The sequence below is a fragment of the Brevundimonas sp. genome (assembly GCF_051858995.1).
Classification (GTDB): domain Bacteria; phylum Pseudomonadota; class Alphaproteobacteria; order Caulobacterales; family Caulobacteraceae; genus Brevundimonas.
This window is the reverse complement of sequence record NZ_JBHYGN010000011.1, coordinates 50,861-63,280: the sequence shown is the minus strand read 5'-3', so window position 1 is coordinate 63,280 and position 12,420 is coordinate 50,861. Positions and strand designations below refer to the sequence as shown.

10 protein-coding genes and 2 pseudogenes are annotated in these 12,420 nt (G+C 69.9%); 7 read left to right on the top strand and 5 right to left on the bottom strand.

Going from position 1 to position 12,420, the window contains the following annotated elements; translation table 11 throughout:
* Positions 1-13: 13 nt before the first annotated feature.
* A complete protein-coding gene (gene arsC / locus ACTIEF_RS12590) occupies positions 14-361 on the bottom strand; it encodes an arsenate reductase (glutaredoxin) (protein WP_439472485.1) in 348 nt (115 codons plus the stop codon).
* 79 nt (positions 362-440) lie between these two features.
* Here arsC and ACTIEF_RS12585 point away from each other — a divergent pair, with 79 nt between their 5' ends.
* The 7 genes and pseudogenes from ACTIEF_RS12585 (at position 441) to ACTIEF_RS12555 (ending at position 6,407) form a co-directional block, all read left to right on the top strand.
* Positions 441-1,700: a multidrug effflux MFS transporter gene (locus ACTIEF_RS12585; protein WP_439472484.1), complete on the top strand. Its 1,260-nt coding sequence runs from the start codon at positions 441-443 to the stop codon at positions 1,698-1,700.
* A 53-nt stretch (positions 1,701-1,753) separates the two neighbouring features.
* Complete coding sequence (locus ACTIEF_RS12580; protein WP_439472483.1) at positions 1,754-3,697, top strand: M1 family metallopeptidase; 1,944 nt, start codon at positions 1,754-1,756, stop codon at positions 3,695-3,697.
* Positions 3,698-4,013: 316 nt separating this feature from the next.
* Positions 4,014-5,099, top strand: a complete 1,086-nt coding sequence (gene hppD / locus ACTIEF_RS12575; RefSeq protein WP_439472482.1) for a 4-hydroxyphenylpyruvate dioxygenase — start codon at positions 4,014-4,016, stop codon at positions 5,097-5,099.
* Entirely contained in the window at positions 5,100-5,288 is a 189-nt protein-coding gene (locus ACTIEF_RS12570) for a hypothetical protein (RefSeq protein WP_439472481.1), read from the top strand.
* A 10-nt stretch (positions 5,289-5,298) separates the two neighbouring features.
* Positions 5,299-5,463: pseudogene (locus tag ACTIEF_RS12565) on the top strand (DUF7684 family protein); the annotation flags it as partial.
* A gap of 25 nt (positions 5,464-5,488) precedes the next feature.
* Positions 5,489-5,737 (top strand): annotated as a pseudogene (locus ACTIEF_RS12560) (DUF7684 family protein); the annotation flags it as partial.
* Between the two features lie 145 nt (positions 5,738-5,882).
* On the top strand, positions 5,883-6,407 hold the full coding sequence (locus tag ACTIEF_RS12555) for a hypothetical protein (protein WP_439472480.1): 525 nt from the start codon (positions 5,883-5,885) through the stop codon (positions 6,405-6,407).
* A gap of 44 nt (positions 6,408-6,451) precedes the next feature.
* On the opposite strand, the gene ACTIEF_RS12550 is transcribed toward ACTIEF_RS12555, so the two are convergent.
* The 4 genes from ACTIEF_RS12550 to ACTIEF_RS12535 are packed head-to-tail and all read right to left on the bottom strand — an operon-like array spanning position 6,452 to position 12,394.
* Positions 6,452-6,877, bottom strand: coding sequence for a hypothetical protein (locus ACTIEF_RS12550; protein WP_439472479.1), 426 nt, complete (start codon positions 6,875-6,877; stop codon positions 6,452-6,454).
* Between the two features lie 54 nt (positions 6,878-6,931).
* The gene (locus ACTIEF_RS12545) at positions 6,932-10,228 is read right to left on the bottom strand and encodes an error-prone DNA polymerase (protein WP_439472478.1); all 3,297 of its coding nucleotides are present in this window, start codon (positions 10,226-10,228) and stop codon (positions 6,932-6,934) included.
* Positions 10,225-11,835 carry a DNA polymerase Y family protein gene (locus ACTIEF_RS12540; protein WP_439472477.1) on the bottom strand — a complete coding sequence of 537 codons (1,611 nt, stop codon included), beginning with the start codon at positions 11,833-11,835 and terminating at the stop codon, positions 10,225-10,227. Before ACTIEF_RS12540 ends, ACTIEF_RS12545 begins: the two co-directional genes overlap by 4 nt.
* Entirely contained in the window at positions 11,741-12,394 is a 654-nt protein-coding gene (locus ACTIEF_RS12535; protein ID WP_439472476.1) for a hypothetical protein, read from the bottom strand. The genes ACTIEF_RS12540 and ACTIEF_RS12535 overlap by 95 nt, the downstream gene beginning before the upstream one ends.
* Positions 12,395-12,420: the final 26 nt, after the last annotated feature.

Genomic DNA, 12,420 nt, shown 5'->3' with positions numbered 1-12,420 from the left:
ATCCGCCGGAGGTTCAGAGAACCTCCAGCACCTTCTCCTTCGGGCGGGCCAGGACCGTACCCTTCCGTGTCCGGACGAAGGGCCGCTCCACCAGCACCGGATGCTCGACCATGGCGGCCAGGATCGTCGCATCGGACGTGCCTTCGTTCAGCAGCCCCAGCCCCTCGGCCAGCTCCCCCTTGGTCCGCATCGCCTCGCGCGGCGTCAGCCCGGCCTCGGCGAACAGGGCCTTCAGCCCCTCCGCCGTCCAGCCTTCCTTCACATACTGGACAATCTCGGGCTCGACGCCCGTATCGCGGATCATCTGCAGCACATTGCGCGAGGTGCCGCAGTTCGGATTGTGGAAGATCGTGATGCTCATGGGCGCCTTATAGGGCGCGTCGCAGACTTTTCATCCTTCAGCGGTTGCGCTTCGCGACACAGCGCCGCATCTGCCCCGGATGACCTCCCCCCAGTCTGAAACCGCCGCGCCCGCCATCAAGGGACCGGGCTTCCCCGAGTTCGTCTGCCTGATCGCCTGCCTGATGGCGCTCAACGCCCTGGCCATCGACTCCATGCTCCCGGCCCTGCCCGACATCGGCAATGCCCTGGGCGTGCTGCGCGAGAACGACCGCCAGTGGATCATCACCGCCTATCTGCTCGGCTTCGGCGTCGCCCAGATCTTCTACGGCCCGCTGGCTGACCGTTACGGTCGCAAGCCCGTCCTGATGTTCGGTGTCGGGGTCTACGCCCTGTTCGCCCTCGCCGCCGCCCTGGCCCCGACCTTCGACCTGCTGATCGCCGCCCGCGTCGGCTGCGGCGTCGGCGCGGCCTCGCTGCGCGTGCTGGCCGTCTCCATCGTGCGCGACCGCTATGAGGGCCGCACCATGGCCCGCGTCATGTCGCTCAGCTTCCTGGTCTTCCTCGGCGTGCCGATCATCGCCCCCAGCCTCGGCGCCGCCATCCTGCACGTCGCCCCCTGGCCATGGATCTTCGGCGTGCTGGCTGCGGCGGGCCTGCTGGTCATGGCATGGGCCGCCATCCGCCTGCCCGAGACCCTGCATCCGGAAGATCGCCTGCCGATCCAGCCGTCGCGCATCGCCGCCGCCTTCAAACAGGCCCTGACCGAGCGTCAGTCGCTCGGCTACACCCTGGCCATGACGGCGATCACCGGCGCCCTGTTCGGCTTCCTGAACTCGTCCCAGTCGATCTTCGAGCACGTCTTCCACGCCGCCGACCTGTTCCCGCTGGTCTTCGCCGCCGTCGCCGGAGGCATCGCCGCCGCCAGCCTGCTGAACGCCACCTTCGTCGAGCGTTTCGGCAGCCGCCTGATCTCCCACGCCGCCCTGATCGGCTTCATCAGCGTGGCCGGGATCCACGCGACCGTCTCGGCCCTCGGCTACGAGACCCTCTGGGTCTTCGGCGTCCTGCAGGGCCTGACCATGTTCTGCTTCGGCTTCATCGCCGGCAATTTCGGCGCCATGGCCATGGAGAAGATGGGCCATATCGCGGGTACGGCCAGCTCGGCCCAGGGCTTCCTGTCCACCACCTTCGGCTCCATCGCCGGCTTCGCCATCGGCCAGCAGTTCTCGGGCACCGCCACCCCCATGCTGGTCGGCTTCACCCTGATGGGCCTGCTGGCCCTGGCCGCCGTCCTGTTCGCCGAAAAGGGCCGCCTCTTCCGGTCGCATCACGCGCGCCCTTCAGCGCAAGGCTCTTGATCTTTCGGGCGTGGCGGCGCGTTGTCCCGCCACGTCTTGAAAGAGGTGCTTCAATGATCCGTACGGCCGGTCTGGTCTCCACCCTCGCCCTAGCGCTCGCCACGGGAGGGTGCGCCACGATGAACGCCTCCGGTTCGGACATGCCGCCCCTGCCCGCCTCGGCCACCGCGCCGATCCAGTATGTTCGCGACATCCACTCCCATGCGCGGCCCGAGATCGCCCACGTCCGCCACGTCTCGCTGGACCTGACCGCCGACTTCACCGCCAGGACCCTGTCGGGCACGGCGACGCTGGATGTGCAGGGCGTCCCCGGCGCGACCGAGGTCATCCTCGACGCCCGCAACCTCGACATCCAGTCCATCACCGACGCGTCCGGAGCGCCGCTCCAGTTCAGCCTCGGCGCCAATGACCCGATCCTGGGTCAGGCCCTGACCGTCCGCATCCCGGCCCTGGCCGCGGGCGCGACCCAGAAGCTGGTCATCCGCTACGCCACCCGCCCCGACGCGGCGGCGCTCCAGTGGCTGACCCCGGCCCAGACCGCCGGCGGCCGCCTCCCCTATATGTTCAGCCAGGGGCAGGCGATCCTGACCCGAACCTGGGTCCCGACCCAGGACAGCCCCGGCATCCGCCAGACCTGGGACGCCCGCATCACCGCCCCGGCCGACCTCAAGGTCGTCATGAGCGCCGAGACCCTGAACACCTCGGGCGAAAGCGTCGCGGGCGGCAAGGCCTGGTCCTTCCGCATGAGCAATCCGGTCCCGCCCTATCTGATCGCCATCGGCGTCGGCGACGTGGACTTCGCCGCCATCGACCACCGCACCGGGGTCTGGACCGAGCCGTCGCGCCTGCACGCCGCCCACGACGAACTGGTCCCCACCGCCCGCATGGTTGATGTGGCCGAGCAGTTGTACGGCCCCTACCGCTGGGGCCGTTATGACCTGCTGGTCCTGCCGCCCTCCTTCCCGTTCGGCGGCATGGAGAACCCGCGCCTGACCTTCGCCACCCCGACCATCATCGCCGGCGACCAGTCGCTGGTCTCGCTGGTCGCCCACGAACTGGCGCACAGCTGGTCGGGCAATCTGGTGACCAACGCCACCTGGGCCGACTTCTGGCTCAACGAGGGCTTCACCGTCTATTTCGAGAACCGGATCATGGAGGCCCTCTATGGTCAGGAGCGCGCCCTGATGCTGCAGTCGCTCGGCTGGGGCGACCTGCAATCGACGCTGGCCGACCTGCCGGCCGCCGACACCCGGCTGAAGATCGACCTGACCGGGCGTGATCCCGACGATGGCCTGACCGACATCGCCTACGAAAAGGGCGCCGCCTTCCTGCGCACCATCGAGCGCATCGTCGGCCGCGAGCGCTTCGACGCCTGGCTCAAGGGCTATTTCGAGCGCAACGCCTTCCGCCCCATGACCACCGAGCTGTTCCTCGAGGACATCCGCGCCAACCTGATCCACGGCGATCAGGCGCTGGAGCGTCAGCTGATGATGGACGCCTGGATCTACCAGCCGGGCATGCCGTCCAACTGGGTCCCGCCGGTCTCCCACGCCTTCGAGCCGGTGGACGCCGCCGCCCGCGCCTTCACCTCGGGCGGTCCGGCCTCGGCCATTCCGTGGGCCGGCTGGTCGACGCAGGAGCGACAGCGCTTCCTCGCCTTCCGTCCGGCGGGCCGCGCCGAGGGCGCCGACTGGCTGACCCCGGCGCAGCTGGCCGATCTGGAATCGACCCTGAACCTCAAGGCCGAGGGCAATGCCGAGGTCGTCTTCGCCTGGCTCCAGATCGCGGTCCAGCACCGCTATCAGCCCGCCGTGCCGACGCTGGAGCATTTCCTGACGACCCAGGGCCGCCGCAAATTCGTCCTGCCGCTGTTCACCAGCCTCTGGGCCGAAGGCGACTGGGGCCGCCCCATCGCCACCCGCATCTACGCCCAGGCCCGCCCTGGGTATCACCCGGTCACCACCGGCTCGGTGGACGCGGTGGTGGGACGGCCCTGACCCACCCCTCTCCCGGCGGGAGAGGGCTTGAGGCTCGCAGAGCGTAGCGATGCGCCAGCCGAAAGGGTGAGGGGCTACTCTTGGCATTCGGCGTAAGCCGCGTCCCCGTCCCGGGGGCGGCTTACGCCGACTTCAACAGCCGACCCTCATCCGACCGGGCTCCGCCCGGCCACCTTCTCCCATCGGGAGAAGGAAAGCCAAGTGCGCCCCCCCACGAACCTGTGTCCCGTCCCACCTTGGCTTCACGGGTTCCGGACACTAGGTTCCGCGCGACATCGGCGAGCCAACGCCGAACGCTTCCTTCAGGAGACGCCCCATGACTGACGCCGCCACGATCGACCAGGAAAACCCCCTCGGTGTCGACGGCTTCGAGTTCGTCGAGTTCACCGGTCCCCAGCCCGAGGCCATGGTCGCCCGGCTGGAGCTGATGGGCTTCACCCGCACCCATGTGAACCCGGCCACCGGCGCGATCCGCCTGAAGCAGGGCGACATCACCATGCTGGTCAACGGTTCGCCCAAGGGCCAGGCCGCCGACTTCGCCACCGACCACGGCCCCTCGGCCAACGGCATGGCCTTCCGCGTCGCCAATGCGAAGGAAGCCTATGAAGGCGCCCTGGCCCGCGGCGCCGTCGCCGCCACCGACGCCGCCGGCGGGGCGCTCGGCAACGACTATCCCTACATCCTGCAGGGCATCGGCGGTTCGCTGCTCTACGTCATCGACCAGTACGGCGAGACCGGCTCCCTGTATGACGGCTGGGACGAGATCGAGGGCTGGGAAGAGGCCGAGCGCAAGAACTCCGTCGGCCTCGAGGTCCTCGACCACCTGACCCACAACGTCCGTCGCGGCCAGATGCGCACCTGGTCCGGCTTCTACAACTCGATCTTCAATTTCGAGGAGCAGAAGTATTTCGACATCAAGGGCAAGGCGACCGGCCTGTTCTCGCAGGCGATGATCGCGCCCGACCGCGCCATCCGCATCCCGCTGAACGAAAGCCAGGACGACAACTCGCAGATCGAGGAGTTCCTGCGTCGCTACAACGGCGAGGGCATCCAGCACATCGCCCTGACGACCGAGAACATCTACGAGACCGTCGAGACCATGAAGGCTCGCGGCGTCGACTTCCAGGACACCATCGAGACCTATTTCGAGCTGATCGACAAACGCCTGCCGGGCCACGGCGAGGACGTGGAGCGGATGCGCAAGAACCGCATCCTGATCGACGGCTCGGACGAGGAAGGCCTGCTGCTGCAGATCTTCACCCAGGACACCTTCGGCCCGATCTTCTTCGAGATCATCCAGCGCAAGGGCAACGAGGGCTTCGGCAACGGCAACTTCCAGGCCCTGTTCGACTCCATCGAGCTGGACCAGATCCGTCGCGGCGTCATCAAGGTCGACGCCTGAATGCAGATGCGGCCGCCGCCCTGGCTGCCCTGGCTCGGCCCCGTCCTCGCGGCCGGGGTCGGGGCGCTGGCCGGTGAATTCTGGCTGGGCGGCGGCTTCTGGACCGTGCTGGCGGCCGCCCTCATCTGCGGCTTCGCCCCCATCATCGGCTACCGCATCTGGAAGTGGCGCTGGTTCCGGAAGGGGTAGGCGTCACGCCATGACGGTCCGCTACCTGCACCTGCCCGCCGGATCGGAACCACCCGTCATCGGGCAGGACGGCCCGTTCAGGGCCGTCGTGGTCATTGAGCAGACTGTCGAACAGGGCTGGCGCGACCGGATGGGCGGATGGCTGGTCCGCAGCGGCTGCCTCTTCGCGATGACGTGGGGCCAAGGAAGCCGAAGCGTGGCACGACAGCGTCGATTGGGCGCTTATGAAGCTCCACGACTTCAACGCCATCCCCGACGACAAGCACGTCATGACCAGCTGGCACGACGACGAGCCGCTGGTCGAGGTCTTCTGGTTCAGCGATCACTGCGCCTGGCACGCGACCGTCGATCTGGTGGACACTTGGATCATCGACATCCACGCGGACAACCGTGAAGCCCTGATGCTCGCCGACTATGCGGCCGCGCGGGACGCCGAGCCGTACCAATAGGCGCTCAGCACCGCCCCTGCTGGAAGGGTAGTCCACCGACCGCGCCGACTAGGCAACAGCCTCACCTTGGCATTCGCGCGTACAATAGCGCCTCGTCCCGCAACTCGGACGACTTAGGCCAACCCGTAAACCCGGATGGACAGCCATGCCCGGGAACGACCATTACGCCGCCGGCATAGCGGCAGCGGTTTTTGCTTCGATGCCCGCCCTGGCCTCTGCCCAGACCCTGTCAGGCGAACGGGGCGGACCGCCGGCGGCGGCGGTCGTCGAGATCCTTCGGGGCGAGCATGATGCGCGCACCGTTCTGACGATCTACGCCGAGCGCGCGAGCGACCAAACGAGGTGGCGAGCCGTGCTGACCGAATCGAACGGCGCCGTGCGGGAAGCGAATGGGCCGACCTGTCCGGCTCTTGCCGATGCGGTTGACCGTCTGGAACGCGTCTCGCTCCCACCGGTCGAAATACGGCCTGTCCAGCCAGCGGAGGGCCAGCGCCCCTCCCCGCCAAACCTCGGATATCTCCACCAGAGCTATCGTCTGACACTGAGGGCCGTCTCAACCGATGGCGCGCCGGTGGAACTCTCGCTCGCCCATGGCGGCGCGGGCCCTGTCCGCGACTGGTTCGAGCATGTCGAGCCGACCCTTGATCCGTGTTGGCGGCCGACGCCTTAGGGGTAGCCTTCGGCCGACTGCGGCACGATCTCGGACAGAGGCCCTCAGCGGAACCAGAAGTCTTCGGCGGTCGCCTGTCCCATGCCGGAATAGGTCACAAGCTCACGCCCCGTGATCCGGGCCGCCGCATTTTCGTACACGACCCCGCCGTCGCGCGGGACCTCGCCGCGACTGACGATCACCGAGAACCCGCCGTTGCGTGGGCACATCACCTGAAACCGATAGACGGCCGACGCGGTGGAGATGTCGCCCAGCAGCTCCGGAACCGCGTCACCCGTCAGCGCTCGCCCGTTCACCCGGATCCGGGGCTCACGCGGCTGAGGGGTCCCGGCGCCATAGCCCATGACCTCCAGCACATCCCGCCCGCAGACGGCGCGGACAGACTGGGTCCACGGCTCCGCCACCTGCCGGAATCCGCTCATCAGCACCACATCCTCCTGCCCGAGAGCGAGCAGGGAAAGAACCGTCATCGCGATCATCCCGCGATTAAGACACATGCTCAGGTTGAGACCAACGGGAGCCTGTCAGTGAAAGTCCCGCGAGCCCGGCAGCACCCGCACATCCCTCGGATGTCGCCGCTGAGTCGGCGCGTGGCCTGAGCCCGGCGCGGCGTCGGGCGACAGATGGCCCAGCATCGGGGTCCAGTCCTCCAGTTCCTCGACCACCAGATGGGTCACCCCCTCGGCGGTCTGCACCTTGCCCCGCGCCAGCACCATCCGCGCGCCCATGGCCACCGGACGCAGCCGCTCGAACACATCGGGCCACAGCACCAGATTGGCGACGCCGGTCTCGTCCTCCACGGTCATGAAGCAGACGCCCTTGGCCGTGCCGGGCCGCTGGCGGACCAGCACCACGCCCCCGACCGCGACCCGCTTCCCGTTGGCCAGCCCCGGATAGGCCGCCGCGGTCAGGCCCCCCGCCGCCGCCAGCCGCTCCCGCAGATAGCTGACCGGATGCCCCTTCAGGGACAGGCGGATCGTCTGGTAGTCGCCCACCACCTCCTCGGACGGCGCCAGTTCCGGCAGGGCCTCGGGCGGGCGCCCGTCCGCCTCGCGCAGGCCCATGGCCTCAAACAGGGGCGCGCCCGCGACCGGCGGCGCCCCGCGCGCGGCCCACATCCCCTGCCGCCGGCTCAGCTTCAGCGAGCCATAGGCGTCCGCCTCCGCAAGCCGGTCCATCGCCGCCGGCGTCAGCCGCGCCCGCAGGCGCAGGTCGTCCAGATCCGCGAACGGCCCCTCCGCCCGCGCCGCCATGATCTGCTTCGCCCAACTCTCCTTGAACCCGTCGATGGCGCGCAGGCCCAGGCGCAGGGCGTGCCGCGCCTCGTCCCGCCGGGGCTCCAGGGTCGCATCCCAGTCGCTGCGGTTCACATCCGGGTGGCGCGCCTCGACCCCGTGCTCCCGCGCATCCCGCACCAGTTGGGCGGGGGCATAGAACCCCATCGGCTGGCTGTTCATCAGGGCCGCGCAGAACACCTCCGGATAGTGGTGCTTCATCCAGGCCGAGATGTAGACCAGCAGGGCGAAGGAGCAGGCGTGGCTCTCGGGAAAACCGTACTCCCCGAACCCCTTGATCTGGTCGAAGCAGCTCTGCGCAAACGCCGGATCATAGCCCCGCTCGATCATCCTCGACGTGAACCGCGCCTCGTGCTGGCCGATGGTCCCCATGTGCCGGAAGGTGGCCATGGCCCGCCTCAGGCTGTTGGCCTCGGCGGGGGTGTATTTCGCCGCCTGCATGGCGATCCGCATCGCCTGCTCCTGGAACAGGGGCACGCCCAGCGTCTTGTTCAGCACCTGTTTCAGCTCGTCCGCCGGACCATGCTCCGGGGACGGACTGGGATAGTCGATGTGGAAGGGCCGCCCCTCCGCCCACGCCTCGCGCCGTTCCTTCCGCCGCTTCAGATAGGGGTGCACCATCCCGCCCTGGATCGGCCCGGGCCGGACGATCGCCACCTCCACCACCAGATCGTAGAACTCGCGCGGCTGCAGGCGCGGCAGCATGGCCATCTGCGCCCGGCTCTCCACCTGGAACACCCCGATGGAATCGCCCTTGCACAGCATGCCGTAGACGTCGGGGTCCTCCGCCGGGACCGTGTGCAGTTCGAACCGGTGGCCATAGCTGTCGGCGATCAGGTCGAACCCCCGCCGCAGCGCCGTCAGCATCCCCAGCGCCAGCACATCGACCTTCATCAGCTTCAGGCAGTCGATGTCGTCCTTGTCCCATTCGATGAAGGTCCGGTCGTCCATCGCCGCATTGCCGATGGGCACGATCTCCAGCAGGGGCGTCTGGCTGAGCACATAGCCGCCGACATGCTGGCTCAGGTGGCGGGGAAACTTGATGATCTCGGCGGTCAGTTCCAGCGCCAGCTTCATCCGCGCGTCGTCGCGGCTCAGGCCCGTGCGATCCACGTGCTCGTCCTTCACCGCATCGCCCCACGAGCCCCAGACGGTGTCGGCCATGCGCGCGGTGACGTCCTCGGTCAGGCCGAGCGCCTTGCCCACGTCGCGGATCGCCGAGCGGGGCCGGTAGTGGATGATGGTCGCCACGATGGCCGCCCGGTCGCGGCCGTAGCGGCGGTAGACATACTGCATCACCTCCTCACGCCGCTCGTGTTCGAAGTCGACGTCGATATCCGGCGGCTCGTCCCGGTCGGCGGACATGAATCGCTCGATCAGCACGTCCTGCTCGGCCGGGTTCACATTGGTCACCCCCAGGCAGAAGCAGACCACCGAGTTCGCCGCCGAGCCCCGCCCCTGGCACAGGATCGGCTTCTCCCGCCCCCGCGCCCAGGCGACGATGTCGTGCACCGTCAGGAAGTAGTTCGGGTACTTCAGCTGCTTGATCAGCTTCAGCTCATCGCGGATCTGGGTCCGCACCTTCATCGGCACGCCGTCAGGCCACTTCTCCCGCGCCCCCTTGAAGGTCAGCCGCATCAGTCGGCGCTGGGCGGTCCAGCCCGCAGGCACCGGTTCGTCCGGGTACTGATAGCTCAGCTCGCGCAGCGAGAAGGTGCAGGCCCGCGCCACGTCCATGGTCCGCGCCAGCGCCGCCTCATGCCCCCGAAACAGACGCGCCATCACCTCCGGCGGCTTCAGGAAGCGCTCGCCGTTGGCCTGCAGCCGCCGCCCGGCCTTGTCGATGGTCGTCCCCTCGCGGATGCAGGTCAGCACGTCCTGCAGCATCCGCCGGTCGGGGTGGTGATAGAGGACCGCATTGGTGGCGATCATCGGCGCCCCGGTCCGCTCCCCCATCGCCGCCAGCCGCGCCAGCCGTCGTCGGTCATCCCCGCGCCACAGGGCCGCCGCGGCCAGATACAGGTCGTCCGGCCACGCCTCGCGCCACGCCAGAAGCCGCGCCTCGAAGTCCGCATCCGGCGTCTCCGGGGCCGGGACCAGCGCGATCATCCCCTCGCCCAGCCCCACCGCCTGCTCGAAGCTCAACCGCGTCTCGGCCTTCTCGATGCGATCGCCGTCGGCCTGGGCGCCGACCTGCGGCACCGCCTCGCTCTTGCCCAGGGTTAGCAGGCGACACAGCCGCCCATAGGCGGCCCGGTCGCGCGGAAAGACCATCAGGTCCGTCCCGTCCGTGAAGCCCAGCCGCGCCCCGATGATCAGGGGGATGTCCAGCTTCTCCGCCCCCATCAGGGCGCGCACCATCCCGGCCAGGGTGTTGCGGTCCGCCACCCCCACGGCGGCCAGCCCCAGAGCCTTGGCCTGATGCATCACCTCGCCCGGATGCGACGCCCCTTCCAGAAAGCTGAAGTTGGTGATCGCCCCAAGCTCCGCATACTGACCATTCCAGCTATTGGCCCGACCGTTCACGCCAGCACCCCGTGCATCCACCAGCTCGGCGCCCGGCGCTCATCCCCCGCCCCGGCGTAGTCCCAGCCGTAGCGCCCCTCGCGGAACAGCCAGTAGCGACCGCCCTCGCCGTCCTCGACGCGGTAGTAGTCGCGGGTGCGCGCCTCTCGCCCGTCCGGGCGGGGTCGCCACCATTCCGGTGCCAGTCGTTCCGGCCCCTCGGCCCGCACGATCCGTCGACTGACCCGCCGCCAGGTGAAGCGCGCGGGCGCGCCGTCCGGCAGGTCGAACACCGGGTCCTCCAGCGGCTCGGGCGGATCCAGCAGCAGGATCGGCCGCCGCCCCACCTCCGCCGCGTCCGCCGCCGGAACCCGCCCCAGCGCCGGAACCAGCCGCTCGGCCCGCTCGGGGATCCAGCTGTCCACCGGCTCGGGCGTCAGCACCCGCCCCTCGCCCAGCCGCGCCGTCAGCCGGTCGATCAGCACCGCCAGATCCTCCGCCTGCTTCGCCTCCGCCTCGGTCTCCAGCGCCCCCTGCCGCGCCGCCATGACCTCGGTCTCGTCCGCGGTCAGCATCAGGGCGTCCAGCCCGAACCCCAGCTCCAGCCGCCCGAACCCGGCCTCGCGGAACAGCCGCATCCAGATCGACACATCCCGCCCCGGCAGCCCCATCCGCACCGACAGCTGGGTCGCCTCCCCGTCCGTGCGGAAGCCGGTCAGGGTCAGAACTTTCGCCCCCTGCCCGTCCCGCTCCAGCGACCGCGTCAGGTCCGCCGCCAGTTCCGGCAGGCGCGCCTCCACCCCGGCCATGTCGCCCAGCGGCTCGGCGAAGGCCTGCCATATTCGATAGCGGGCGGGCGGGCGCACCGGCGTCAGCGCCTCGCCCACATGCCCCCGCGCCTGATCCAGCCGCCGCACCAGCCCGATGGCGTCCCCGTCCCGGAACCGCCGCGCCAGCCCGGTGCGCGGCATGGCGTACAGGCTGCCGATGGTCTTCAGCCCCAGCCGCCGCGCCCCGGTGATCGTCCGCTCGTCCAGCCGCAGCGCATCCACCGGCAGGTCGGCCAGCAGGTCCGACACCGTCTCGTCCGTGGCGATGGGGTCCCGCCCTTCGCCCCACCGCGCCAGCGCCCAGGCCGCCCCCGGCGTCGGGGCCATGGCCACGCGCGCGGCGGTCCCCGTCCCGGCCAGCCGTTCCCGCATCGCCGCCAGCAGGGCCGCCTCGCCGCCGAACAGATGCGCCGCCCCGGTCACGTCGAGGAACAGCCCCTCCAGCCCCTCCTCCGACGGATCGAGGCTGACCGAGGGCGACCACCGCTCGGCCCAGACCGCCAGCGCCTTCAGCGCCCGCTCGTCGGCGGCCACGTCGGCGGGCTGGCACAGCAGCTGCGGGATCATGGCCCGCGCATCCGCCTGCGTCTGCCCGCGCCTCAGCCCCGCCTTCCGCGCCGCCGGGTTCAGGGCATGGATCACCGCCGCCCCACGGCGGTTCTTCAGGATCAGGGCGAAGGGGTTGGCCGGGTCGAGCGCCGGATCAGGCGGCGAGGCCGGTCGCCGCGCCCGTTCCAGCGATCGGCGGCGGACCGAAACCGGCCAGTCGATCAGCCAGACGGAGACGATGCGTCTCATCATCCTGCTCCATCATCCAGACGCCGGGACGCTCGCCCCGGCCCCGCGTCATCTCGGCCGTCAGCCGTGTCCGTCCCGGCGCGCGCGGATCGTCCCGGTCCGGGGCCGACAGGGCCGCCGTCACCCGCCAGCGCCGCCGCGCCGCGCTCAGCCCGCCCCCATGCCGGGGCAGCATCAGCCCGACCGCCTCCCCCTCCCGCGCCGCGAACTCCAGCCGCCGCGTCTGCGCCAGGGTCGCCCCATCCACGGCCCCCAGCGCCAGCGACACCGCCCCGGACCGCAGCGCCTGCTCCAGCACCCACAGGGCCTCGGCCGCCGTCGCCGTCGGCGTCAGGATCAGGGCCGTCCCGGCCAGGCCGGGGCCATAGGGCCGCCCATGCTCGGTGAACCACGCCCTCGGCGCCGCCATCAGCACCGGCCGCCCATCCCCTTCCCGTCGTCGCGACAGGGCGAACAGCAGGGTCGCCGCCATGTCCCGGGGCGTCGGCGCGCACGCTTCTTCCAGAGGCGCGGGGGCCTCCGGAAACGGCTCCGGCGATGCGGCGGGAAGGGCGGACATGACAGCTCTGGAAAGTCGAATGTTCT